Here is a 24,851-nt window from a genome sequence, read left to right as displayed (position 1 = left end):
CGGCCCCGGTCACTTCGGCCGCATCCAGACGGCGACCGAGTCAGGCGAATGCCATGATCACCACCACTCGAATTCTCGACTCGCTTCCGCGCAGCCGCCTCTTCGGGCACATACGCGACTATCACCGCGCCCGACCGGGTCACTCATCGAGGCCTCAGACCATCGTGAGCGGAATCCAAGAGCAGGATTCGCGCGATGTGCCGGGCGACCTCCTCGCCGAATGGGATGTCCAGTTCCATCCCGCGACCAGCGCCGAAACGAACGAAGCGAACGAAGTCGTCGGTGACGTCCTCGCTTGCCGGACCCTCCGGCGGGCCCGCCATTCACGGACCGAGGTTCTCGATGCCGACTCGCACCCGGTGATTCTGCTCGCCACAGATGTTCTCAAGGTCCGTGCCGGGGACGTCTGGGAAAAGGTGACGAGCACTGTCGAGGGTGGCGGAACCCTGTCAGATGTCCTGTTCGAAAACCAGAGACGGGAACCCTGATGTCCACACGCCTCGATCTGCCTCCCATTGCCCGCCGGCTCAACGAGCGACTTCTCGCGCGCTCCCGGGCCGGCCGAACCGATGACGACACCGCGGCCATGGTCGGTGACCTGCGTTCTCTGATCGTCGACGCGGTGACCGAGCTGGAGAATGACATGATCATCAGCAATAACCGATCTCGCAGTGCCGCAACGCAATCGACTGATTCTGCGGTCCCCTCCGACTCGTCGGGAGCCGGAACAACCCGGCGGTCCCGGAACCGAGAAGAGAGCTGATGTCGTGACAGTCATCATCGGAGTCATCATCCTGGTCGCCGCGGTGATCGCGACGGCGGCCGGATTTCTCGCCAACAACGGCAGCGCGAACGGCCTCGCACCTGACAGCTTCGCCGTCTTCGGCTACCACGTGAGTAGCAGGGCATGAACGCGCCGACCACGCACCCGCCTCGCCAGTTGCGGTTGCGGCTCAAGCCGGCCGATTCGGTCCGGGGGTCGGTCGATGGCGCGTGGTGGCCGCGATCCCGGGACCTGGCAACGGAACTCCCGGATATCGCGCAAGCACTCGACACCCGGTTGCCGCGGCTCGAACGGGTGGGCTACCGGATCGCCGACTGGGATGCCGCGCCGGACCGGAAGATTGCGGTCGACGGCCGGTCGGTGCACTTGGAGGGCTTCACCACGTGGCCGCCCGGGGTCGTTCGATTCTCTTGTCCGAGTGGGACACTCACGCTTGCCGTACTTGGTCCTGACACTGACTCGGATGCAGCGCACGAGACGATGATGCGTGCCGCCGAGCGGACCAACACCCAGTCGGCGGAGACTCTCATCGCGTCGGCGGCCGCTGTCGACGGACACCGGACCGGTCACGCCCCACCGGCGTGGGACACCCACGAGAAGCCTGCACCGATCGGCTGATCGGGCGCAGACTCGAGGTGAGCCGATGGGGCGGAGCCGGTCGCTAGATCTCAGCCCTGCGCGTCGAACTCGCGTGCCCGCAGCGAACGTGCCACGCCGTCACGGCCTTCGGAGATCAGCCGCTTGAGGGCAGGCGGATGATCACCCGCGACGAACTCCTCGGCGAGGTCGAGGGCCTGCTGCGTCATCGCCCAGCTCGGGTAGAGGCCGATGACGACGGTCTGGGCGACCTCGCTCGAACGGCGTGCCCACACCTCGGGGATCGCCTCGAAGTACTTCTCGACGTAGGGCTCGAGCAGCTCGCCCTGGCCGGGACGCGCAAAGCCCTCGATCATGGTGCGGGTGTAGATGTTCGACAGCGAATCGTCGTCGATCGCCTGCGACCACGTGTCGGCCTTGGCCTCGGGGAGCGGTCGCGACGAACGTGCCGCGGCGGCCTGCCGGGTGCCGGTGGCGGTGTTGTCGCGCTGGGCCTCGGCGTCGATGGTCGGGGTCGAACCCGCGTCGGCATCTATCGCACCGGCGGTCGCCAACGCGCGCACCAGCTTCCAGCGCAGGTCGGTGTCGACGGCCAGGCCGCCCAGACCCTGCTCGGCCGGGTCCCCTCCATCGAGAAGTGCCCGTGCCACGTCGATCTGGTCGTCGTTGAGCTTGCCGGCCAGCCAGGTGTTGACGAAGGCGAGCTGGTGGTCGGAGCCCGCATCGGCGCCCCGGGCGAGTTCCAGCAGGCGCGCGCTGAACGCGGGCCCGCCGGTCGAGGACACCCAGGTGGGGTCGGCGTAGGACTCGATCGCGGTGGTCGCCTGCATCAGAACACGCTGCACCACACCGATCTCGGTCTCCGACGCGATCCCGCGCTGCACGAGTTCGACGAAGTCGCGGGCACGCATCTCGGCCTGACGGGTCATCTCCCAGGCCGCCGACCACACGAGGGTGCGCGGCATGGAGTCGGTGATGTCGCCGATGCGGGCGGTCGCGGTCGCCAGCGACTCGGGGTCGATGCGGATCGACGCGTAGGTGAGGTCACCGTCGTTGAGCAGCACCAGGTCTCCGCGGTGCACGCCGACGAGTCCGGGCACGTCGGTGCGCTCACCCTCGACGTCGAGTTCCACGCTGTGGGTCTGTTCGATGGCGCCGGAACCGTTGTCGGCGTAGATGCCGACGCGGAGCCGGTGCACGCGGGTCTCGCCGGCGCCCGGCGCGGCGCCGTCCTGGACGATGGTGAACCGGGTGAACGCCCCGGACTCGTCGACCTCGAAGTCGGGGCGCATGACGTTGATGCCGGTGGTGCGCAGCCACTGGTCGCCCCAGTCCGACAGATCACGACCGGACGACTTCTCCAGTGCGCCCAGCAGATCGGAGAACGTCGCGTTGCCGAACTTGTGGGCGGCGAAGTAGTCGCGCAGACCCGCGAGGAAATCGTCCACACCGACATAGGCGACGAGCTGTTTGAGCACCGAGGCGCCCTTGGCGTAGGTGATGCCGTCGAAGTTGACCTCGACGGCGGCGATGTCGGGGATGTCCGCGGCGACCGGGTGGGTCGAGGGCAGCTGATCCTGCCGGTACGCCCAGGACTTCTCGACGTTGGCGAACGTCGTCCAGGCGTTGGTGTACTCGGTGGCCTCGGACTGGCAGAGAACCGAGGCGAAGGTGGCGAAGGACTCGTTGAGCCACAGGTCATCCCACCACTGCATGGTGACGAGGTCGCCGAACCACATGTGCGCCATCTCGTGCAGCACGGTCTCGGCGCGACGCTCGTAGAGGTACTTGGTGACGCGCGACCGGAAGACATAGTCCTCCAGGAAGGTCACCGCGCCGGCGTTCTCCATCGCGCCCGCGTTGAACTCGGGCACGAACAGCTGGTCGTACTTACCGAAGGCGTAGGGGATGCCGAAGTTCTTGTGGTAGAAGGCAAATCCCTGCTTGGTCTCGGTGAAGAGCCGATCGGCGTCCATGTGCTCGGCCAGCGAGGCGCGGCAGTAGATGCCCAGGGGGATGTCGCCGTGGTCGTCGGAGTAGACGTCGGTCCACTCGGCGTACGGCCCGGCGATCAGCGCGACGAGATAGGTGCTCATCGGCGCGGTCTCGCGGAAGCGATGGACACCCGGCTCGGCGGCGGCGGTCTCGACGTGTGCCGCGTTGGAGATGACCTTCCAGTCCTCCGGCGCCGTGACCGTGAGCGTGTAGGTGGCCTTGAGGTCGGGCTGGTCGAAGCAGGCGAACATGCGCTTGGCGTCGGCGGTTTCGAACTGCGAGTACAGGTACACCGATTCGTCGGACTGGTCGACGAAACGGTGCAGTCCCTCACCGGTGTTCGAATAGGCGCAGTCGGCCACCACGGTGAGGGTGTTCTCCGCTGCCAGCCCGGGCAGGGTGATGCCGACGGATTCGTCGAAGCCGGAGACGTCGAGGTCGACGCCGTTGAGCGTCGCCGAGTGCAGCGTCGGCGCGACGAGGTCGATGAAGGTCTCGGCGCCCTCGGTCGCGGTGAACGTGACCGTCGTGGTGGATCGGAACGTCTCGGTGCCGGAGGCGCCCTTCCCGGCGGTGCCGGGCGCACCGTTCCCGTCGGTGAGGTCGAGTTCGATCTGGTAGTTCGACACGTCGACGATCGCGGCGCGTTCGCGGGCCTGGTCTCTGGTGAGGTTCGGGGCAGTCACGCAGGCCAGCTTATCGAGAAGGGCGGTGCTCAGCCGTCCGACAGCAGATCGGCGGGCTGCAGGATCGCTGTCGCGAGGGCGGCGAGCGCTGCGGAGATCCCCGGTCGTGCGCGCAGTTCCGGCACTTGCACGACGTCGCCGGACACCCCGATGAACGCGCGGGTGAGACCTGCGGCGTCGCTCTCGGACAGCTCGGGCGACCGGGCGCGGATGGCGACGGCCCATTCGGCGATGTACGCGCGCTGGGCGGCACGCAGCGCATTCTGGTCGGCCTCGGGCAGGTAGACGAGGTCGCGGGTGAAGATGGGGATGATCCGTCCGTGCACACCCAGCGATTGCCGCACGTGCAGGGAGATGAGCACGTCGAGGGCATCGCGGGGCTCGACGCCGTCGAGGGCGTGGGTCGTGAGGAAGAGAATGCCTTCGAAGGCGCGGACCAGGATCGCTCGCAAGACCTCGGTCTTGCCGGGGATCTGTTGGTAGAAGGTGGCCACCGAGATGTCGGCCGCCCGCGCGATGTCGTCGATCCGGACGTCGTGGAATCCCCGCTCGGCGAACAGGTCGGTGGCCGCGTCGAGGATGCGCTCGTGCCGATCGGCGGGGCGCCGGGTGGCCGGCGCCGGCGGTGAGGCATCGGGTCCGGGCGCTGGCAGTTCGCCGTCGACGATCGACCGGGCGACGGCCCGCTGGATCTGCATCACGTGCGCCGGCGGCATCGTCCCGCGGATCACCGAGGTGTTGGAGTACAGGCTCAGGACGGCGAATCCGAGCAGACGGGCGTCGACGGCGGGCAGGTCGGGTCTCACAGCGGCGACCTTGTCGGCGATGTAGTCGCTGAACTTCGCGAAATAGACCCGCATGTCGGCGAGCTGGGCGGGGTGCAGGTGCCGTTGCTCGCGGCGCCAGAGGATCGACACGTCGTGGTTGGCGGTCTGGTCGCCGAGGCGATCGAGGAACCGCCACAGCTGGGCCTGCGGCGTCTCGCCGTACTCGTCGGCCTCGCGGACGAGTTCGTCCACCAGGTCGACCTGGGTCAGCAGCGCCTGTACGAGGATGTCGTGCTTGCCGGGGAAGTGGCGGTACACCGCGGGCCCGGTGAGACCGACCGCGGCACCGATCTGTTCGATGCTGACGTTGCGGTACCCGGCCTCCTGGAACAGGGTCGTCGCCGCCCGGACGATCTGCTCGGCCCGGAGGCCCCTGGGGTTCGCCCGCCCGCCCGCCGGACCGGGACCGGAGTCCGGATCGTGCGGCGTCGACGGCATGGACGTTTCCTTCCCGGGAACGGTGGCGGATCCGAGCGGTGACCCTTCCAACGAACGGTAACCGGATCCGGCGCAGAATTTCGCCGCTCACATGACAAACCGGGAACAGGCAGGCCCGTGCCGATGTCGAGCACGGTTGACAGTGCCGCCGGTACGGTCGAGATCGATCACCACTTCTGAGAGGACGTCGACGATGTCAGAGCAGGGCCAGTCCACCACCGATCGGGTCGACTTCTGGTTCGATCCGCTCTGCCCGTGGTGCTGGATCACCTCCCGGTGGATCCTCGAGGCCGAGAAGGTCCGGCCGATCGAAGTCAACTTCCACGTCATGAGCCTGGCTGTCCTCAACGAGGGCAAGGACATCCCCGACGAGTACCGCGAGGCACTGAAGAACGCGTGGCGTCCGGTCCGGGTGATCGCCGCCGCGGCTGCGGAGAAGGGCGACGAGATCCTCGCACCGCTCTACGCCGCGATGGGCACCCGCATCCACAACGAGGGGATCGAGGACTTCGACGCGGTCATCGCGGGCGCGCTCGCCGAACTCGGGCTCGACGCCTCGCTGGCGGAGGCCGCCGACTCCGAGGAGTTCGACGAGGCCGTCCGAAAGAGCCACCACGAGGGCATGGACAAGGTCGGCGACGACGTCGGCACCCCGACGATCCACGTGAACGGTGTCGCCTTCTTCGGCCCGGTGCTGTCGCGCATCCCGCGCGGCGAGGACGCCGGCAAGGTCTGGGACGGCGCGCTCGCACTCGCGTCCTACCCGCACTTCTACGAGCTCAAGCGCAGCCGCACCGAGGAACCCCAGTTCGACTGAACCACAGTCTGATTCGCCTCCCGCGAAGCCGCTGCGTCGAACCTCCGCTCAGAACCTGGGCGGGGGTTCGATGCCGTTCGGGAGCGAACCGGGCGGGACCGTCGCCGGGTGCGCCGGTGGTGGCACGGCCACGACGTTGCCGCTGCCGATGTCGCGCACGATCTGGCGCGGCCGCAGCAGCATCGCGCCGGCCCGGGTCCGGTTGCGGAGCGCGGCCGCGCGCCAGGTGAGGACCGGGTGGGTCGAGATCGCGTTCACCAGGTGCACGAAGAACCCGCGTTCGTGGGTGGCGCGGTCGGCGAACTCGTCGAAGTCGACCGCGGACAGCATGTACTTGCCGGCGGCCAGGACGCCGATCGCGCCCGGAGCACCCGCCGGCTTCGCGTAGTAGCCGTAGTTGTCGGCGGTGTACTCCTGAGCTCGTGAGAGTGCGCTGCCGAGCAGGGGGATGCTGGTACCGAGGACCGTCGCCAGCTGACGCCAGTACGACGTGTGACCGGCCGCGATGTGCCCGACCTCGTGGCCGATGATGAACTCCAGGGCCTCGGGACTGCGAGCGGCGCCGCCGACCTCGAACAGGTCGGAGTAGACGACGACGAACCGCCGGAATCCGTGGCCGGAGGCGAAGGCATTGATCTGCCCGTTCCCGAGTACGACGTAGGCGTCGGGTACGTACTCCAGTCCGTAGCGGGCGGCGGCCTCGACCAGCATCCGGTAACCGTCCGGGAACTGGGTGGGCGTCATCTGCACGCCGTTCACGCGCGGCGTCGCATAGGTGAGACCGCGGATCACGAACAACACCAACGGAAATGCCAAGGCGGCCAACAGGATCTGGTCCAACATGCCGAGGGCGACGAGGACCACGATCGCCGCGTATCCCACCGTCGTGGTGAGGATGACGAGGACGAGGACGGGGATCTCCCACGGATGCAGCTGCGGGCGTGCGGCGAAACGAGCAGCGCGAAGCCAGCGTCGTGACGGGTCGGGAGGTGTCTCCGGGAGCGGGTCGGCGACCCCGGGCACGTTCGGGATCGGGTTCGGCAACGCTCGGGGGATGGGCGCAGGCGTGTCCACGCCCTCAATCTATAGTGGCGCCATGCGTGTCTATCTCGGTGCCGACCATGCCGGATTCGAACTCAAGAACCAGATCGCCGACCATCTGAAGGCGAACGGACACGAGGTGGTGGACTGTGGCGCCCACGTCTACGACGCCCTCGACGACTATCCGGCATTCTGCATCGACGCCGCGGCCCGGACCGTCGCGGATCCCGGCAGCCTGGGCATCGTCCTCGGCGGCAGCGGCAACGGCGAGCAGATCGCCGCGAACAAGGTGCCCGGTGCCCGCTGCGCCCTGGCCTGGAGCGTCGAGACCGCGCAGCTCGCGCGCCAGCACAACAACGCACAACTGATCGGCATCGGCGGCCGCATGCACTCCACCGAGGAAGCCCTGGCCATCGTCGACGCCTTCCTGGCCACCGAGTGGTCGGATGAGCCGCGCCACCAGCGCCGCATCGACATCCTCGCCGAGTACGAGCGCACCGGCGTGGCCCCCGAGGTCCCGCAGCCGCCGGCCTGATCGGTGCCCGAAGGTCACACACTGCACCGGCTCGCCCGCCGGCAACAGCGACTCTTCGGCGGCCGCCGGGTCCGGGTGACCAGCCCCCAGGGGCGGTTCGCCGACGGTGCGGCCGCCGTGGACGGGATGACCTTCCACGCCGCGGAGGCGTGGGGTAAACATCTGCTTCACCGCTATCGCGACGGTCGTACCGAGCAGATGGTGCACATCCACCTCGGCCTCTACGGCGCCTTCACCGAACTGACGGCGCCGCTGCCCGAGCCCGTCGGACAGGTCAGGCTGCGTATCGAGACCGAGGACACCGGCACTGACCTGCGCGGACCGACGGCGTGTGAGATCTACCACCCCGTCGACCTCGACGCGCTGATCGCCCGTCTGGGTCCCGACCCCCTCCGCCGCGACGCCGACCCGGAGCGCGCCTGGGCGGCGATGTCCCGGTCCTCGCGTCCGATCGGCGCGCTGCTGATGGACCAGAAGGTCATCGCGGGCATCGGGAACGTGTATCGCGCCGAGGTCCTCTTCCGTGCCGGAATCGACCCCATGCGGCCCGGAAAACGCCTTCTCCGAACCGAATTCGACGAGATGTGGCTCGACCTGGTGGCACTGATGAAGGTCGGTGTGCGCCGCGGACGGATCCATGTGATCCGTCCCGAGGACGACCACGGGGCGCCGGCGTATGCCGCGAACCGTCCGCGGACCTATGTCTACCGCCGGGCGGGAGAGCCGTGTCGGATCTGTGGCACCCCGGTCCTGCTCGCCGAACTCGAGGCCCGGAAGCTCTACTGGTGTCCGGTTTGCCAGGAGTGACGATCCCCTCAATTGATGTATGGATAGGCGAACCTCAGTAACATCGCGGTAGTTCGGGATGCATGGCATCCGCGTCGCAATCTGTGGGGGTAGCGTGTCGATCGCCGAGGAAGCCCGTCTCCATGCCGGTCTGATCTCGCGCGGGGAGGTGTCGCCGCTGAAGGACGTGCCGTTCCACGGTGCATCCGACGCGCCGATCACCCGACGCGTCCTCACCGGCGGTGATCTGTTCCCCGAGGCCGAGAAGCGCGTCGTCGCTCACGAGATGCGAGCCGTCTCGGCCGCGACCCGGGACTACTGTGAACCCCACGTGCACGACTGCCCCGAAATCAACATCCTGCTCTCGCTCGACCACCTGGTCTATGAGATCACCCTGGGCGACGAGTCGTACGTGGTGGAGGCGCCGGCGAGCATCTACATCCCGGCCGGCCTGACCCACAGCGCGAACGTGATCGAGGGGAGCGGTTTCTTCATCGCGATCATCGAAACCGCGGACTACGTCGCCAAGCCGCCGCCCGGCGCCACCTTCTGACGTCCGTTCGTCGCGAGCTCCCGCCGCCGATCTCAGCGAACCCACAGCGTCGTCTGACGTCCGCTCACATGTGCGGTCGTCACGATGGATGAGGTGTACAGCGACGAGCAGGCCCTGCACGACGTCCTCGGCGACGCCGACCAGCCGGAGATCACTGTCCTCGTGGTCGGCGGAACCGGTGAGTCGTACCCGGGTGATGTCCGCACCGAGGTGACCGGACTCCTCGCGGGGGTGGCCGACGAACTCGACGATCGATTCTCCAGTCGCTGGGTCGCCTATCCGGCCAGTTACGGCCCGGCGCCCCATCCCGGTGGCATGAGCTTCGCCGACAGTGTCGCGATCGGCGCCCGGCGGTTGTCCGAGCTGCTCGAGCGGACCACGGGGCCGGTGGCGTTGCTGGGATATTCGCAAGGAGCCGTGGTGATCCGGGCGGCGCTAGCCGAGCTGGGGACACGCCGTCATCACGTCGTCGGGCGAGTACTGGGCGTCGGACTCGTCGCTGACCCGCACCAGCCGGCGGGCGTCATACCCGGTTGTGACGGATGGGGTGTCGCGGGTCCCGGTGAACAGCTACCGACAGGCCTGCCCGTGGTGTGGGTGGGCGCTCCCGACGACATGATCTGCAACGCGCGTGCCGATTCCCTCGTCCGCGACATCGCCGACCTGACACGGGCGATGACGTTCGCTGCGCTGGGTCGTTGGGGAGGCAGTGCATTCGGGGTGCTGCGCCGCAACGCCTTCCAGAACGCCCGCCGCACCGCGGTGCGCCCGTCGCAGTGGCGGCGAGACGTCCACCGACTCGCATCGGCGTGGTGGGAGATCCGCTGCTACCTGCCGTCGATGATCCGGTTCCTCGGTGTCGTGTGGACGAATTCGCCGGGCGGACGCCACACCTCGTACCGGCACGAGCCGTACCGGCGCGGTTCCGTGACCGATCCCGCATCGACCGGATGCCAGGTGATCGCGGGCTGGTTGCAGGTGCAGGCGACGTTCACAACACTCGCTGCTGATCCCGCGGATGACGTCCGCGCTGCGTGACGATCAACCGCTTCGACGACGAAGGCCGGTCACCGTGTCGGTGACCGGCCTTCGAGGTCGGATGTCGCGGAGGTCAGTCGCCCTGGAACTGACCGCCAATGGTGTTGCGGACCACGATCGGGGTTCCGCGCGGGACGTTGTCGTAGACCCACTTGCCGAACTCGGTGGTGACGTTGATGCAGCCGTGGCTCACATTGCTGTTGCCCTGCTGCGCGACGGACCACGGCGCCGCATGGATGAAGATGCCGTCCCAGGACATGCGGGTCGCGTACTCGACGTAGGTGCGGTAGCCCTCGGCGGAGTCGACCGGCACACCGTACGTGGACGAGTCCATGTACATGTCGCGGTACTTCTCCTTGGTGTAGTAGACACCGTTCGGGGTCGGGTGCTTGTCCGAACCCATCGAGATCGGCATGGTCTTGACGACCTCGCCGTTCTTCCACCAGGTGATGGTGTGGGTGTTGTCGTCGGCCAGGGCGATGTACCCGGTCGGGGTCTTCACGTTCGGGATGGCCGGACCCGCGGGCTTCTCCGGGGTGGTGCTGCTCGACGGCGGCTCCGGGGCCTTCGGGGTGCTCGGTGCCGGCGGCGTCGGCAGTCCGGGGATCACAGGGATCTCGACCGGCGGCAGGCCCGGGATCACGGTGACGGGTGCAGCGTTCGCAACGCCGGGGAGGGCGAGAGCCATGGCCAGGACGCCGACGACGATCCCGCTGAGGCGTCGAGTGGAGCGTCGACGAGACCGCGAGGTCGGCACTTTGTTGGTCTGCACTAGTCGTACCTTCGGTTCGATGAATATCTCGCGCATTACATCTGAAAGCGCTAATCCATCGTTACACAACCGTTGTCTAGCGGCCAAGGAGTGCGGACGTCTCATCGGCGCCACGATCGCGAACGGGGGGGTGCGAGCTGGCAAAAAGCCGTGGTGAACGCATCGACCATAGCTCGTGTGACGGTAGTCACACTCGGATGACATACTGCGCCGATCATCTCATTGGCGTACATCATCGCCCCAGTTGTGGCGATGTCAACAGGATCGGTTGTCCCACTGGGGCGTCGGGGATCAGGCAGGTTGCGGGTGCTCCGTGCGCACGTGTCGCACGGGCTGCGCACATGCCTCGTCGCGACAGACGAGCATGACGTCGACGCGTTCGAGTCCCGTCTCGGATTCGGTGACGTCCCTGCGTATATAGAGCGGCGCGCCGCAGGTCTGACACTTTCGCTGGGTTTTCGTGTGTGAAGAGGGCATGCACCCACCCTACGCGAGTGTGTCGTGGGTCACAGCTAGGTTTCGGCTTCGCGAACTGCTCAAACATGGCTGCCGGGCGGAGGAACGTATATGTCGGCACCCGGGAAGGAGAGGGCGCGTGCACGAGAGTGCACGCAGGTCGGGAGACATTTCCGCGCGGAGGGGGGTGCTGACGTCTGCGAATGGAAGACCGAGAGCAATGAACCGACCCTTGACCACCTTGACGTTCGCTGTCGCCACCGCCACCGCCGGGCTTTTCGGTGGCGCGGCACTTGCGAGCGCCGACGCACCATGCACGATGCCCATCGCCAACGGGCAGACAGCTCCGTGTCCGCCACCCGTCATCTCGACGGGTCCGGGGGAGAACGGTCCGCTGAAGGAAACCCCGACGACACCGCCACTGCCGGAACTCCCGCCGTTCTACGACTATCCGTACGACTTCTACGAGTTCGGCGACGGCTTCCCGTTCTTCGAATTCTGAGGTCTGCCGTGATCCGCGGTAGCTGACCGGCCGGAGAAACGAAACGACCCTGGTCCGTTCGTCTTTCGACGGACCAGGGTCGGGTCGTGTCCTCGACCGGGATCGAGGACTGTGGTGGAGCGGGTGACGGGAATCGAACCCGCGTAGCTAGTTTGGAAGACTAGGGCTCTACCATTGAGCTACACCCGCGTGCGATGAGTGACTGTACATGGCGGCGCGCCGGATTTCTAAATCGGGATGGGTGGCGCTGCGTCCGGCACCCGTTGGTCGCGTCGCAACAGGCGCCACGTACTATCTTCTGTTGGCCCTGATGCGCGGTCGGCCGTGAGGCCTCCACCGCGTGCGCAGGACCGCGGGATGTGGCGCAGCTTGGTAGCGCATCCGCTTTGGGAGCGGAGGGTCGCAGGTTCAAATCCTGTCATCCCGACTTGTCGATTGTGGCCGTGTGGGTCACGGGGGCACACCACCCGAAACCGAACTTTCATCACCACCGCAGATATAAGGAGCAGTAGGCGTGAAGAGCACTGTCGAGCAACTCACCCCGACCCGAGTGAAGCTCAATGTCGAGGTCCCGTTCGAGGAGCTGTCCGCAGACTTCGACCGGGCATACCGGTCGTTGGCCCAGCAGATCCGGATCCCCGGCTTCCGTCCGGGCAAGGCGCCCGCCAAGCTGATCGAGGCCCGCGTCGGTCGCGACTCGGTCCTGGCGCAGGTCGTCAACGACGCCATCCCCGCCAAGTACTCGGAGGCCGTCGCCGAAACCGAGACCAAGGCCATCGGCCAGCCGGAGATCGATCTGTCGGAGCTGAAGTACGGCGAGTCCGTCACCTTCACCGCCGAGGTCGACGTCCGCCCGGAGATCACCCTGCCCGACTACTCGACCCTCTCGGTCGAGGTCGACGCCATCGAGATCGACGAGGCCGCCGTCGACGAGCAGCTCGAGGGCCTGCGGGCCCGCTTCGGCACCCTCAAGGGTGTCGAGCGCGGCATCGAGAACGGCGACTTCGTGTCGATCGACCTCGAGGCCACCGTCGACGGCGAGCCCGTCGAGGAGGCCACCACCGAGGGCCTGTCCCACGAGGTCGGCTCCGGCCAGCTCATCGACGGACTCGACGATGCCCTCATCGGCCTGAAGGCCGGCGAGAGCAAGGAGTTCACCACCAAGCTCGTCGCCGGCGACCACGCCGGTGACGAGGCACTGGTCAAGGTCACCGTGCAGTCGGTCAAGGAGCGCGAGCTCCCCGAGGTCGACGACGAGTTCGCCCAGATGGCCAGCGAGTTCGACACCGTCGAGGAGCTGCGTGCGAGCCTGGCCGAGCGCGTCGAGCAGTCGGCGAAGCTCGAGCAGGCCAACAAGATCCGCGACGCCGTGCTCGAGAAGCTGATCGAGACCGTCGATGTCCCGTTGCCGGAGAAGGTCGTCGCCGAGGAGATCGAGGGTCAGCAGCACCAGATCATCCACGCTCTCGGTCATGACGACGAGCAGGTCGCGAAGTTCCTCGAGGCGCAGGGCAAGACCCGCGAGGAGTGGGACGCCGAGGCGCGCGAGGAGGCCGAGAAGTCGGTCAAGCAGCAGCTGCTCCTCGACGCGATCGCCGATCAGCAGGAGACCGAGGTCAGCCAGGACGAGCTGACCCAGCAGATCATCTTCACCGCGCAGCGCTACGGCATGCAGCCGCAGGAGTTCATCCAGCAGCTGACCCAGGCCAACCAGGTCGGCGCGGTCTACGCCGACGTCCGTCGCGGCAAGTCGCTGGCCGGCATCGTCGGCGAGTTCACCGTCACCGACACCAAGGGCGCGACCGTCGACACCGCCGAGTTCTTCGGCGGCAACGACGAGGACGCCGAGTCGGACGAGGCGGCCGACGCCGACAACTGAGTCGACCCGGAACCTCACCACGCATCACCGATCGCCGGTCCCCGTTCGCGGGGGCCGGCGATCGGCGTCGGGTGCACCGTTCTGCATTCGCCGTTCACTGTGACGACCCGTTCTGCTCTCAGCGAATAGACGTGTCCTCGGGAGTGCCGGTGGGTGTGGATTGGTTAGTGTCGGTGAGGACGCCATCAGAGAAGAGAACATGTGCGACGCCCGAGACGGCGCGCACAGGTCATGACAACAAGGCAAAGGTAGGAACCCGTGAGTGAGCCGACCATCCACACACCCTCGATGAGTTCGGGTGTGGCTGGGTTGAACCTGACCGATTCGGTGTTCGAGCGTCTGCTGCGCGAACGCATCATCTTCCTGGGCACCCAGGTCGACGATGACATCGCCAACCGGCTGTGCGCACAGATCCTGCTGCTCGCCGCCGAGGACCCCACCAAGGACATCCACCTCTACATCAACTCGCCTGGTGGCTCGGTCACCGCGGGCATGGCCATCTTCGACACCATGCAACTCGCCGAGTGCGACGTCGCCACCTACGCGATGGGCATGGCGGCATCCATGGGCCAGTTCCTCCTCGCGGCCGGCACCAAGGGCAAGCGCCATGCCCTGCCGCACGCGCGGATCATGATGCACCAGCCGTCGGCGGGTATCGGCGGCACCGCGGCCGACATCGCCATCCAGGCCGAGCAGTTCGCGCTCACCAAGAAAGAGATGAACAAGCTCAACGCCGAGTTCAGCGGTCAGCCGCTCGAGAAGATCGAGGCCGATGCCGACCGCGACAAGTGGTTCACCGCAGAAGAGGCCAAGGAGTACGGCTTCGTCGACAAGGTGATCTCGCGTCCGGGTCAGTGACCCGGTCGATCGCGCGATCCAGCCACCCTCGAGCCACACCTACTCATTTGGAGCAACAGATGACCAACTCCCTTTCCCTGGACGGCATGCCCGCCGAGGTCGCCGCCGGTATCCCCGCGTCGGCGTTGGCGCTCAAGAACATCGAGGCGCGCTACATCCTGCCGTCGTTCATCGAGCACACCCCCAACGGTCAGCGCCAGTACGATCCGTACGCCAAGCTGTTCGAGGAGCGCATCGTCTTCGTCGGTACGCCGATCGACCAGGTCGTGTCCAACGATGTGATGGCGCAGCTGCTCGTCCTCGAATCGCAGGACCCGGATCGCGACATCACCATGTACATCAACTCGCCCGGCGGCAGCGTGCCCGACATGCTCGCCATCTACGACACGATGCAGTACGTCCACTGCGACATCGTGACCGTGTGCCTCGGCGAGGCGGCCTCGGCCGCGGCGATCCTGCTCGCCGGTGGAACCCCGGGTAAGCGTGCGGCCCTGCCGAACGCGACCGTGCTGATCCACCAGCCGCGCACCGGCGGTGCCTACCAGGGTCAGGTCTCCGACCTCGAGATCCAGGCCGCCGAGATCGAGCGCATCCGCGACCGGCTCGACGAGATCCTGTCCAATCACACCGGCCAGGACAAGGCGAAGATCCGCAAGGACACCGATCGCGACAACATCCTGACCGCTCACGCGGCCAAGGAATACGGAATCATCGACGAGGTCTTCGAATACCGCAAGAAGTCGATGAAGAAGTCCTAGCGACAACCCACAACCAGCACAGAAGTCGCGGGGATTTTCTGTCGCGACATTTGGCCTTATCGGTCGAAGTTCGAGCGGTGCGCGGGTACCGTCGGGTTACTGGGCATTCGGAGGTCGTCAGATCATCCGTGCCCGACTGCGCGCGACGCGACGGACCACGACGACAGTCCGGCAACGAGGAAGTAGGTACTACGCGAGATGGCACGAATCGGAGACGGTGGCGACCTGCTCAAGTGCTCTTTCTGCGGGAAGAGTCAGAAGCAGGTGAAGAAGCTCATCGCCGGCCCAGGCGTGTACATCTGCGATGAGTGCATCGACCTGTGCAACGAGATCATCGAGGAGGAGCTCGCCGAGAACGGCGACGTGAAACTCGACGAACTCCCGAAGCCCGCGGAGATCCGCGACTTCCTCGAGAAGTACGTCATCGGTCAGGACACGGCCAAGCGCACGCTCGCGGTGGCCGTCTACAACCACTACAAGCGCATCCAGGCGGGGGAGAAGAAGGACTCCCGCACGGGTGAGACCGTCGAACTGATGAAGTCGAACATCCTCATGCTCGGCCCGACCGGTTGTGGCAAGACGTACCTCGCGCAGACGCTGGCCAAGATGCTGAACGTGCCGTTCGCCATCGCCGACGCCACCGCCCTCACCGAGGCCGGCTACGTGGGTGAGGATGTCGAGAACATCCTGCTGAAGCTGATCCAGGCCGCCGACTACGACGTCAAGCGCGCCGAGACCGGCATCATCTACATCGACGAGGTCGACAAGATCGCCCGCAAGAGCGAGAACCCGTCGATCACTCGGGACGTGTCCGGTGAGGGCGTGCAGCAGGCGCTGCTGAAGATCCTCGAGGGCACTCAGGCATCGGTGCCGCCGCAGGGTGGTCGCAAGCACCCGCATCAGGAATTCATCCAGATCGACACCACCAACGTGCTGTTCATCGTGGCGGGTGCGTTCGCGGGTCTCGAGAAGATCGTGTCCGAGCGAATCGGCAAGCGCGGCTTGGGGTTCGGCAACGATGTGGCGAGCAAGGACGACGTCGACACCACCGATCAGTTTGCCGACGTCATGCCGGAGGACCTGATCAAGTTCGGGCTGATCCCCGAGTTCATCGGCCGTCTGCCGGTCGTCGCCTCGGTCACCAACCTCGACAAGGACTCGCTGGTGAGCATCCTGTCGGAGCCGAAGAACGCACTGGTGAAGCAGTACACCCGCCTGTTCGATATGGACAACGTCGAACTCGAGTTCACCCAGGACGCCCTCGAGGCGGTCGCCGACCAGGCGATTCATCGCGGCACCGGTGCTCGTGGTCTGCGCGCCATCATGGAAGAGGTACTGCTGCCGGTCATGTACGACATCCCGAGCCGCGACGACGTCGAGAAGGTCGTCGTCACTGGTGAGACGGTGCGCGACAACGTGTTGCCGACCATCGTGCCGCGCAAGGCCTCCAACGACGAGCGCCGCGACAAGACCGCCTGACGCGATCTCTTCGTAGACGACGAGAATCCCCGCCCGGATCGCCGGGCGGGGATTCTGTTCTCTCGCCTGAGGTCCGGCGGGTCAGGCCGGTTCGAGCCGGATGACCACGGCCTTGGACACCGGGGTGTTGGATTCCTTCGCCACCGAGCCCAGCGGCACCAGCGGGTTGGTCTCCGGGTAATAGGCGGCCGCGTTGCCCTGCGGGGTGTCGTACGCGACGATCTCGAAGCCGCGCACGCGACGCTCTTCGAGGCCGTTCTCGCCCTCGAACTCCGACACGATGTCCACGCGCTGGCCGTCGTGCAGTCCGAGTGCGGAGAGGTCCGCGGGACTGACCATGACCACATGCCGGTTGCCCTTGATCCCGCGGTAGCGGTCGTCGTGGCCGTAGACGGTGGTGTTGTACTGATCGTGGCTGCGCAGCGTCTGCAGGATGAGACGCCCCTCCGGGATGTGCACCCATTCGAGCGGATACGTCGCGAAGTTGGCCTTGCCGTTCGGGGTGTCGAAGGTCCGGTCGTCGCGGGGTGGATGCGGCAGGACGAAACCGTCGCTGCGCCGGACACGGATGTTGAAGTCCTCGAACCCCGGGATCACCCGTTCGATGCGATCGCGGATCGCGTCGTAGTTCCCCTTGAGTTCCTGCCACGGAACCGGATGATCGGCGCCGAGGGCGGCGGTGGCCAGGTCGCAGACGATGGCGACCTCGCTGCGCAGGTCGGCCGACACCGGCGGCAGCGAGCCCCGGGACAGGTGCACCACCGACATCGAGTCCTCGACCGAGACACGTTGGGCCACACCGTTGATGACGTCCCGGTCGGTTCGTCCGAGCGTCGGCAGGATGAGCGCCGCGCGACCGGTGACGGTATGCGATTCGTTGAGCTTGGTCGACACCTGCACGGTCAGGGCGCAGCGACGCAGCGCGTCTGCGGTGGCCTCGGTGTCGGGGGTGGCGGAGACGAAGTTGCCGCCCATCCCCATGAAGACCCGCACCTTGCCCGCGGCCATCGCGTTGATCGCCGCGACGGTGTCGTACCCGTGCTCGCGCGGGCTGACGATCCCGAACTCGGCATCCTGTGCGGCGAGGAAGGATTCGGGCATCTTCTCGAAGATGCCCATCGTGCGGTCGCCCTGGACGTTGGAATGGCCTCGCACCGGGCACAGTCCGGCCCCGACCTTGCCGATCATGCCGCGCAGCAACAGCACATTGGTGCCCTCGGCGATCGTCGCGACCGCGTGACGGTGCTGGGTGAGTCCCATCGCCCAGCACAGCACGATGCGCTGCGAGGTACGTACGGCGTCGGCGAGGTCGACGATCTGGGCTCTCGTCAGTCCCGTGATGGCGGCGACCTCGTCGATGTCGACGTCGTCGAGCAGGGCGAGGTAGTCCTCGGTGCCGGCGCACGACCCGGTGAGGAACTCGTGGTCGAAGACGGTGCCGGGGTTCGCCTGCTCGGCGTCGCGTAGCAGTCGGGCGACGCCCCGGAACAGGGCCATGTCCGAGCCGAGCCGGACCTGGAGGAAGTCGTCGGCGAGTTTGGTGCCCTCACCGATGACGCCGCCGATCTTCTGCGGGTCCTTGAACCGCATCAGGCCCGCCTCGGGCAGCGGGTTGATCGCGACGATCCGCGCCCCGTTGTTCTTGGCCTTCTCGAGGGTGGCCAGCATCCGTGGATGGTTGGTGCCGGGATTCTGGCCGGCGATGAGGATGAGGTCGGCGGCCTCGAGGTCGGGAACGGTCACCGACCCCTTGCCGATGCCGATGGACGTACCGAGCGCGGCGCCCGACGATTCGTGGCACATGTTCGAGCAGTCGGGGAGGTTGTTGGTCCCGAGGCTGCGTGCGAGCAGCTGGTAGACGAAGGCGGCCTCGTTGCTGGTCCGCCCGGAGGTGTAGAAGACGGCCTCGTCGGGGGAGGCCATCGCGGCGAACTCGTCGGCGATGATGCGGTTGGCGTCGTCCCAGCTCACCGGGCGGTAGTGGGTGTCGCCGGGGGCGAGATACATCGGATGCGCCAGCCGGCCCTGCTGCGAGAGCCAGTAGCCGCTGCGGGTGGCGAGGTCCTCGACGCTGTGGGCGGCGAAGAACTCGGGGGTCACCGAGCGCTTGGTGGCCTCCTCGGCGACGGCCTTCGCGCCGTTCTCGCAGAACTCGGCGTGTTTGCGGTGGCCGGGGGTCTCCGGCCAGGCGCAGCCGGGACAGTCGAATCCGTCGCGCTGGTTGAGTTTGACGAGCGTCTGCACGGTCCGCACCGGGCCCATCTGCTCGAGTCCGCGCTTGAGCGCCACGGCCACCGCGGGTACGCCGGCGGCCCAGGTCTTCACATGCTTGCGGTGGACATCGGTGGGCTCGTCGACGCGGGGGCCACCATCGGGGGTATGGCTCATGATGTCCATCTTGCCTCGTCGAGGTGATGGATCACGCACACTGGGTGTTGTGACTCAAGACACGGGATCAGACGGTTCGAAACTGGCGGCGATCGTTCTGGCCGGCGGGCGTTCGCGGCGGATGGGCAGCGACAAGGCGGCACTGGACTGGGAGGGTGAGCCGATGCTCGCCCGCGTGGTGCGGGTCGTCGCGCAACGGTGCGATCCGGTGCTCGTCGTGGCCGGTGCGACGTCGGCGGCCTTCCGCGGCATCGACGACATCCGGGACCGCGCGGCACCCGGCATCGACCGGTCCAGGGTGCACTGGGTGACCGATGAGCAGGAAGGGGCCGGCCCGCTGGGCGGGCTGGTGGCAGGCCTGGCCAAGGCCGCGGCCGACGGCGCCGACCTCGCTTTCGTGTGCGCCACCGACATGCCGCTGATCGCGCCCGAGCTCATCGACGAACTCCGACTGGGGCTCACCGACTCCACTCAGGCGGTGATCGCGCGCGACGCGCAGCGCGACCACCCGATGGCCGGGATCTACCGGACCGACGCGGGACCGGTGATCGCCGATCTGGTGGCCGGTGGTGAGCGCCGGATGCTCGGTGCGGTCGAGGCACTCAACACCCACCGCGTGGGCGTGTCCGACCCCGACTGGCTCGTGAACGTGAACGCGCCCGAGGACCTGCATCGTCTGCGTGTGACGACGGGCTGAGCGCAGTTGAACGCCGGCCGAGGAGTTCAGTCGCCGGTGGGCGTCCGCGGCGTTGCCGTGGCGTATCGGCTCGGCGAGCCGGTCGACGTGACCCGGCTCCTGCTGTTCCTCACGTCGCCGGAGGCGTCGTTCATCACGGGGGCGGAGTACGTCATCGACGGCGGACTCCTCCTCGGTCCGGCACTTCAGGCCGAGACCGCATGAACCCGTCCGCGAGTGAGGACCGGGGCGAGGTCACACCCGGCGGAAACATAGAATGGCGGCCGTGACATCACTCGACCCGACATCCGCGCCGCCCGAGAACGAGTTGCCGAAATCCTGGGACCCCGCCCAGCACGAGGCGACGCTCTACCAGGGCTGGGTCGATGCCGGCTACTTCACCGCCGACGCGAAGAGTGACAAGCCCCCGTTCTCGATCGTGATCCCGCCGCCCAATGTCAACGGGTCGCTGCACATGGGTCACGCCTACGAGCACGTCCTCATGGACGCGTTGTCGCGTCGTCGCCGGATGCAGGGCTACGAGGTGCTGTGGCTGCCCGGCATGGACCATGCCGCGATCGCCATGCAGACGATGGTCGAGCGCAAGCTGGCCGCCGAGGGCAAGACCCGCGACGACCTCGGCCGCGAGGCCTTCATCGAGCGCGTCTGGGCCGAGAAGGCCGAGATCGGCGGCAACATCGGTGAACAGATGCGCCGGCTCGGCGACAGCGTCGACTGGTCGCGCGAGCGCTTCACGATGGACGAGGGTCTGTCGCGTGCGGTGCACACGGTCTTCAAGAAGATGTTCGACGACGGGTTGATCTATCAGGCGGAGCGCCTGGTCAACTGGTCGCCGGTCCTCAAGACGGCGGTCAGCGACATCGAGGTCAGCTACGCCGACGTCGAGGGCGAACTCGTCAGCTTCCGTTACGGCTCGCTCGACGACTCCGAACCCCACATCGTGGTCGCCACGACGCGTCTGGAGACCATGCTCGGCGACACCGCGATCGCCGTGCACCCCGACGACGAGCGGTACGCGCACCTGATCGGCACCGAACTGCCGCACCCGTTCCTCGACCGGAACATCCCGATCGTCGCCGACGACTACGTCGACCCCGAATTCGGCAGCGGTGCGGTCAAGATCACCCCGGCCCACGACCCCAACGACTTCGCGCTGGGTCAGCGGCACAACCTGCCGATGCCGACGATCATGGACTCCTCCGCCCGGATCGCCGACACCGGAACGCAATTCGACGGCATGGACCGTTTCGAGGCGCGGGTCAAGGTGCGCGAGGCGCTCGCCGAGCAGGGTCGCATCGTCAAGGAGGTGCGCCCGTACCTGCACAGCGTCGGACACTCCGAGCGCACCGGTGAGCCGATCGAACCGCGACTGTCGATGCAGTGGTGGGTCGATGTCTCGTCGCTGGCCCAGGCCGCCGGAGACGCCGTCCGGGACGGTTCGACCGTGATCCACCCGAAGTCGATGGAGCCGCGCTGGTTCGGCTGGGTCGACGACATGCACGACTGGTGCATCTCGCGTCAGCTGTGGTGGGGTCACCGCATCCCGATCTGGTACGGCCCGGACGGCGAGGTCGTCTGCGTCGGACCCGACGAGGAGGCGCCGGAGGGGTACGTCCAGGAGACCGACGTCCTCGACACCTGGTTCTCCTCGGGTCTGTGGCCCTTCTCCACCATGGGGTGGCCGGAGAAGACCGACGACCTCGAGAAGTTCTATCCCACTTCGGTTCTCGTCACCGGTTACGACATCCTGTTCTTCTGGGTGGCGCGGATGATGATGTTCGGCACCTATGTCGGCAAGGACCTGGGCCCGGGCAACGAGATCCCGTTCCACAATCTGTTCCTGCACGGCCTGGTCCGCGACGAGCACGGCCGCAAGATGTCGAAGTCGAAGGGCAACGGCATCGACCCGCTCGACTGGGTGGAGCGCTTCGGCGCCGACGCGCTGCGCTTCACGCTGGCCCGCGGCGCGAACCCGGGCGCCGACATCTCGGTGGGCGAGGACCATGCCCAGTCGTCGCGCAACTTCGCGACCAAGCTGTACAACGCGGCGAAGTTCGCGATGATGAACGGCGCCAAGGTCGCCGCGCTGCCCGACGCGGAGGCATTGACCGACGCCGACCGCTGGATCCTCCGGCGCCTCGACGAGGTGCTCGCCGAGGTCGACGCCGGCTTCGAGTCCTACGAGTTCTCCAAGGCCTGCGAGTCGCTCTACCACTTCGCCTGGGACGAGGTGTGCGACTGGTACCTCGAGCTGGCCAAGGTGCAGTTCGCCGAGAACGACGAGAAGCGTTCGGAGACAACCTCCATCGTGCTCGGCGCGGTCCTCGAGCCGCTGCTGCGCGCGCTGTCGCCGGTGATGCCGTTCGTCACCGAGGTGCTGTGGAAGACGCTCACCGGGGGCGAGTCGCTGGTCATCGCCGAGTGGCCGACCCCGTCGGGACAGGACTGGTCGACCGATTCGGCGGCCCGGGTCGCCGACCTGCAGCGCCTCATCACCGAGGTGCGCCGCTTCCGTAGCGACCAGGGACTGCGTCCCGGTCAGCGGGTGGCCGCACAGTTCGACGGACTCGGAGAGTCGGGCATCGAGCCGCTGCTGCCGTATGTGCAGTCGCTGGCGCGTCTCGATGCCGCCGGACCCGGCTTCGGGGCGACCGCGACCATCGAGGTCCGGCTGTCCGTCGCGACCGTCACCGTCGCGATCGACACATCGGGAACAGTGGACGTCGAGGCCGAGCGGAAGCGCCTCACCAAGGACCTCGCGGTCGCCGAGAAGGAATTGGCGACCACCTCGGCCAAGCTGGGCAACGAGCAGTTCCTGTCGAAGGCCCCCGACCATGTGGTCACCAAGATCCGTGACCGCCAGCGGATCGCGACCGAAGAAGTCGAGCGCCTGAACGCGAAGCTGGCGAGTCTGGCCGGCGGCGCGTGAGCGACGAGACCGGCTTCCCCGAGGAGGATCCCGCCGTCGTCGGCGAGGACCCGTTGGGACTGTCGGAACTGCTCGACGCGGAGGAACGGGCGGCGGACGCCGAGCACGACCGTCCGCCGCTGACCGTCCACGACAGCGCCGACGATCTCGCCGAACTCGCCGACGTCGAGGCCGAACTCGACACCCGCTGGCCCGAGACCAAGATCGAGCCGTCGCTGACGCGGATCTCCACGCTGATGGATCTGCTCGGTTCGCCGCAGCGCAGCTACCCGGCGATCCACGTCGCGGGTACCAACGGCAAGACGTCGGTGACGCGGATGATCGATGCGCTGATGACCGCGCTGCATCGGCGGACCGGCCGGATCACGAGCCCTCATCTGCAGCGGGTCACCGAACGGATTTCGGTGGACGGCAAGCCGATTCGTGCGCGGACCTACATCGACACCTACCGCGAGCTCGAGCCGTACATCACGATGGTCGACGACAGCTCGACCGCGGCGGGAGGGCCGCGGATGAGCAAGTTCGAGGTGCTGACCGCGATGGCCTACGCGGTCTTCGCCGAGGCGCCGGTCGACGTGGCCGTGGTCGAGACCGGCATGGGTGGCCGCTGGGACGCCACCAATGTCATCGACGGCATCGTCTCGGTCATCACGCCCATCGCCATGGACCACGCCGACTATCTCGGCGACACGCTGTCGGCCATCGCGGGGGAGAAGGCCGGGATCATCAAGCCCGGTGAGCCCGACGCCCTTGGCGCCGTCGACCCGGTCACGATCATCGCCGAGCAGAACCCCGAGGTCATGGACGTGCTGCTGCGGGCCGCGGTCGAAGCGGGGACTGTCGTGGCTCGTCAGGGGTCGGAGTTCGCGGTCGTCGGCTCGGCCACCGCCGTCGGCGGTCAGATGCTCACGATCCAGGGGCTCGGCGGCGTCTACGACGAGGTGTTCCTGCCGCTGCACGGTGCTCATCAGGCCGCCAACGCGTCCTTGGCGCTCGCCGCGGTCGAGGCCTTCTTCGGTGCCGGCCCGGACCGTCAGCTCGACATCGACGCGATCCGGAGCGGTTTCGCCACGGTCGGCAATCCCGGCCGGCTCGAACGGCTCCGCAGCGCGCCGACGGTGTTCGCCGACGCCGCGCACAATCCGCACGGCGCGAACGCACTGGCCCAGACGCTCGCCGAGGAGTTCGACTTCCGGCGCCTCGTCGGCGTCATCGGTGTGCTCGGCGACAAGGACGCGCGGGGACTGCTCGAGGCGCTCGAGCCGGTGCTCGACGCCGTCGTCGTCACCAACAATGGCTCACCGCGTGCACTCGACGCCGAGACGCTCGCGGAGTACGCGACCGAGGTGTTCGGCGAGGAACGGGTCGTCGTGCAGCCGTTCCTGCCCGACGCCGTCGAAGAAGCCATCGCCCTCGCGGAGGAAGCCGAGGGCCAACGAGTCTCAGGTGCAGGCGTCGTGATCACCGGCTCGGTGGTCACCGCCGGCGCCGCGCGCACCTTGTTCGGTAAGGAACCGTCATGACCCGGTACACCCCACCCACCAACGACCCGTGGAAGGGCCTCCGCGGGGTGATGGCGGGGACGATGATCCTCGAGGTCATCGTCGTCATCCTCGCGTTCCCGATCGTCTGGCGCCTCGGCGGCGGACTGACCTGGGTGTCCGGTGGATACCTGATCCTGCTCGTGCTCGCCATGATCTCGGCCGCCGGGATGCAGGGCCGCCCGTATGCGCTCAAGCTCGACCTCGCCCTACAGGTGGCGGTGATCATCGGTGGCGTCTTCCACTGGTCCATCGCTGCGGTCGGTGTGGTCTTCGGGTCGGTCTGGCTCTACATCGTCTACATCAAGCGGGACGTGGAGAAGCGCGTCGAACAGGGCATGCTCCCCGGCCAGGAACCGATCGACTGACGCCTCTCACCTGGGTGGTCGAGGCGGCGGTTTGGTGATCGCAAAACCTGTGGCCGGACCGTTACCGGCGAAGCTGAGCGAACTGCGGGAGTTGCTGTAACAATGGCGCAAGCCGTGGGGGAGCGGA

24 protein-coding genes and 2 tRNA genes are annotated in these 24,851 nt (G+C 67.2%); 19 read left to right on the top strand and 7 right to left on the bottom strand.

Going from position 1 to position 24,851, the window contains the following annotated elements; all coding sequences use genetic code 11:
• The first annotated feature begins 53 nt into the window (after nt 1–53).
• The 3 genes from PWF70_RS14740 to PWF70_RS14730 all read left to right on the top strand — a co-directional run bounded on the left by PWF70_RS14740 (nt 54) and on the right by PWF70_RS14730 (nt 1,402).
• Nucleotides 54–488: a hypothetical protein gene (locus PWF70_RS14740; RefSeq protein ID WP_006360033.1), complete on the top strand. Its 435-nt coding sequence runs from the start codon at nt 54–56 to the stop codon at nt 486–488.
• Between the two features lie 279 nt (nt 489–767).
• The gene (locus PWF70_RS14735; protein ID WP_006360031.1) at nt 768–911 is read left to right on the top strand and encodes a hypothetical protein; all 144 of its coding nucleotides are present in this window, start codon (nt 768–770) and stop codon (nt 909–911) included.
• Nucleotides 908–1,402 (top strand): DUF5994 family protein, encoded by a 495-nt coding sequence (locus tag PWF70_RS14730; RefSeq protein ID WP_006360030.1) that lies wholly within the window; start codon nt 908–910, stop codon nt 1,400–1,402. The genes PWF70_RS14735 and PWF70_RS14730 overlap by 4 nt, the downstream gene beginning before the upstream one ends.
• A gap of 50 nt (nt 1,403–1,452) precedes the next feature.
• On the opposite strand, the gene pepN is transcribed toward PWF70_RS14730, so the two are convergent.
• Nucleotides 1,453–4,062: an aminopeptidase N gene (gene pepN / locus PWF70_RS14725; RefSeq protein WP_035754075.1), complete on the bottom strand. Its 2,610-nt coding sequence runs from the start codon at nt 4,060–4,062 to the stop codon at nt 1,453–1,455.
• Nucleotides 4,063–4,091: 29 nt separating this feature from the next.
• Nucleotides 4,092–5,327 carry a TetR/AcrR family transcriptional regulator gene (locus PWF70_RS14720; protein WP_035754076.1) on the bottom strand — a complete coding sequence of 412 codons (1,236 nt, stop codon included), beginning with the start codon at nt 5,325–5,327 and terminating at the stop codon, nt 4,092–4,094.
• 193 nt (nt 5,328–5,520) lie between these two features.
• On the opposite strand from PWF70_RS14720, the gene PWF70_RS14715 reads away from it, so the two are divergent.
• A complete protein-coding gene (locus PWF70_RS14715; RefSeq protein WP_035754077.1) occupies nt 5,521–6,144 on the top strand; it encodes a mycothiol-dependent nitroreductase Rv2466c family protein in 624 nt (207 codons plus the stop codon).
• Between the two features lie 48 nt (nt 6,145–6,192).
• On the opposite strand, the gene PWF70_RS14710 is transcribed toward PWF70_RS14715, so the two are convergent.
• Complete coding sequence (locus PWF70_RS14710) at nt 6,193–7,218, bottom strand: M48 family metallopeptidase (protein ID WP_006360026.1); 1,026 nt, start codon at nt 7,216–7,218, stop codon at nt 6,193–6,195.
• Nucleotides 7,219–7,240: 22 nt separating this feature from the next.
• On the opposite strand from PWF70_RS14710, the gene PWF70_RS14705 reads away from it, so the two are divergent.
• From PWF70_RS14705 to PWF70_RS14690, 4 genes are all read left to right on the top strand, one after another.
• Nucleotides 7,241–7,720, top strand: a complete 480-nt coding sequence (locus PWF70_RS14705; RefSeq protein WP_006360025.1) for a ribose-5-phosphate isomerase — start codon at nt 7,241–7,243, stop codon at nt 7,718–7,720.
• A gap of 3 nt (nt 7,721–7,723) precedes the next feature.
• Nucleotides 7,724–8,527 carry an Fpg/Nei family DNA glycosylase gene (locus PWF70_RS14700; protein WP_006360024.1) on the top strand — a complete coding sequence of 268 codons (804 nt, stop codon included), beginning with the start codon at nt 7,724–7,726 and terminating at the stop codon, nt 8,525–8,527.
• Nucleotides 8,528–8,621: 94 nt separating this feature from the next.
• A complete protein-coding gene (locus PWF70_RS14695; RefSeq protein ID WP_035754078.1) occupies nt 8,622–9,059 on the top strand; it encodes a cupin domain-containing protein in 438 nt (145 codons plus the stop codon).
• Nucleotides 9,060–9,143: 84 nt separating this feature from the next.
• Nucleotides 9,144–10,097 (top strand): PE-PPE domain-containing protein, encoded by a 954-nt coding sequence (locus PWF70_RS14690; protein WP_006360022.1) that lies wholly within the window; start codon nt 9,144–9,146, stop codon nt 10,095–10,097.
• Nucleotides 10,098–10,170: 73 nt separating this feature from the next.
• Here the strand turns inward: PWF70_RS14690 and PWF70_RS14685 are convergent, their stop codons facing one another.
• A complete protein-coding gene (locus PWF70_RS14685) occupies nt 10,171–10,905 on the bottom strand; it encodes a L,D-transpeptidase (RefSeq protein ID WP_281430766.1) in 735 nt (244 codons plus the stop codon).
• Nucleotides 10,906–11,160: 255 nt separating this feature from the next.
• Complete coding sequence (locus PWF70_RS24225; RefSeq protein ID WP_006360020.1) at nt 11,161–11,346, bottom strand: hypothetical protein; 186 nt, start codon at nt 11,344–11,346, stop codon at nt 11,161–11,163.
• Between the two features lie 211 nt (nt 11,347–11,557).
• Between PWF70_RS24225 and PWF70_RS14680 the strand changes: the two genes are divergently transcribed.
• Nucleotides 11,558–11,827, top strand: coding sequence for a hypothetical protein (locus PWF70_RS14680; protein WP_230461801.1), 270 nt, complete (start codon nt 11,558–11,560; stop codon nt 11,825–11,827).
• Between the two features lie 115 nt (nt 11,828–11,942).
• On the opposite strand, the gene PWF70_RS14675 is transcribed toward PWF70_RS14680, so the two are convergent.
• A tRNA-Gly gene (locus tag PWF70_RS14675) sits at nt 11,943–12,016 on the bottom strand.
• A 164-nt stretch (nt 12,017–12,180) separates the two neighbouring features.
• Here PWF70_RS14675 and PWF70_RS14670 point away from each other — a divergent pair.
• The 5 genes from PWF70_RS14670 (at nt 12,181) to clpX (ending at nt 16,801) form a co-directional block, all read left to right on the top strand.
• Nucleotides 12,181–12,254, top strand: a tRNA-Pro gene (locus tag PWF70_RS14670).
• 87 nt (nt 12,255–12,341) lie between these two features.
• Nucleotides 12,342–13,706: a trigger factor gene (gene tig, locus PWF70_RS14665; RefSeq protein ID WP_006360018.1), complete on the top strand. Its 1,365-nt coding sequence runs from the start codon at nt 12,342–12,344 to the stop codon at nt 13,704–13,706.
• Nucleotides 13,707–13,964: 258 nt separating this feature from the next.
• Nucleotides 13,965–14,564, top strand: a complete 600-nt coding sequence (locus PWF70_RS14660; RefSeq protein WP_006360017.1) for an ATP-dependent Clp protease proteolytic subunit — start codon at nt 13,965–13,967, stop codon at nt 14,562–14,564.
• Between the two features lie 59 nt (nt 14,565–14,623).
• On the top strand, nt 14,624–15,322 hold the full coding sequence (locus tag PWF70_RS14655) for an ATP-dependent Clp protease proteolytic subunit (RefSeq protein ID WP_005198934.1): 699 nt from the start codon (nt 14,624–14,626) through the stop codon (nt 15,320–15,322).
• A gap of 198 nt (nt 15,323–15,520) precedes the next feature.
• Complete coding sequence (clpX, locus tag PWF70_RS14650) at nt 15,521–16,801, top strand: ATP-dependent Clp protease ATP-binding subunit ClpX (protein ID WP_042375851.1); 1,281 nt, start codon at nt 15,521–15,523, stop codon at nt 16,799–16,801.
• Between the two features lie 81 nt (nt 16,802–16,882).
• Here clpX and PWF70_RS14645 read toward each other — a convergent pair whose 3' ends face one another.
• Nucleotides 16,883–19,189, bottom strand: coding sequence for an FdhF/YdeP family oxidoreductase (locus PWF70_RS14645; RefSeq protein ID WP_042375904.1), 2,307 nt, complete (start codon nt 19,187–19,189; stop codon nt 16,883–16,885).
• Nucleotides 19,190–19,238: 49 nt separating this feature from the next.
• On the opposite strand from PWF70_RS14645, the gene mobA reads away from it, so the two are divergent.
• Genes mobA through PWF70_RS14620 form a run of 5 tightly spaced genes read left to right on the top strand, consistent with a single transcriptional unit; the run spans nt 19,239 to nt 24,724 of the window.
• Nucleotides 19,239–19,886: a molybdenum cofactor guanylyltransferase gene (mobA, locus tag PWF70_RS14640; RefSeq protein ID WP_081724849.1), complete on the top strand. Its 648-nt coding sequence runs from the start codon at nt 19,239–19,241 to the stop codon at nt 19,884–19,886.
• A gap of 36 nt (nt 19,887–19,922) precedes the next feature.
• Nucleotides 19,923–20,090, top strand: a complete 168-nt coding sequence (locus PWF70_RS14635; RefSeq protein ID WP_006357951.1) for an SDR family oxidoreductase — start codon at nt 19,923–19,925, stop codon at nt 20,088–20,090.
• A gap of 52 nt (nt 20,091–20,142) precedes the next feature.
• On the top strand, nt 20,143–22,815 hold the full coding sequence (locus PWF70_RS14630) for a valine--tRNA ligase (RefSeq protein ID WP_279938518.1): 2,673 nt from the start codon (nt 20,143–20,145) through the stop codon (nt 22,813–22,815).
• Complete coding sequence (gene folC / locus PWF70_RS14625; RefSeq protein WP_279938521.1) at nt 22,812–24,338, top strand: bifunctional tetrahydrofolate synthase/dihydrofolate synthase; 1,527 nt, start codon at nt 22,812–22,814, stop codon at nt 24,336–24,338. Before PWF70_RS14630 ends, folC begins: the two co-directional genes overlap by 4 nt.
• Nucleotides 24,335–24,724 (top strand): DUF4233 domain-containing protein, encoded by a 390-nt coding sequence (locus PWF70_RS14620; protein ID WP_143931953.1) that lies wholly within the window; start codon nt 24,335–24,337, stop codon nt 24,722–24,724. The genes folC and PWF70_RS14620 overlap by 4 nt, the downstream gene beginning before the upstream one ends.
• The last annotated feature ends 127 nt before the right edge of the window (nt 24,725–24,851 follow it).

It is taken from the genome of Gordonia sp. Swx-4 (assembly GCF_030316175.1).
GTDB classification, from domain to species: Bacteria; Actinomycetota; Actinomycetes; order Mycobacteriales; family Mycobacteriaceae; genus Gordonia; species Gordonia alkanivorans.
The sequence above is the reverse complement of the archived record's forward strand: the minus strand, read 5'-3'. Positions and strand labels throughout refer to the sequence as shown.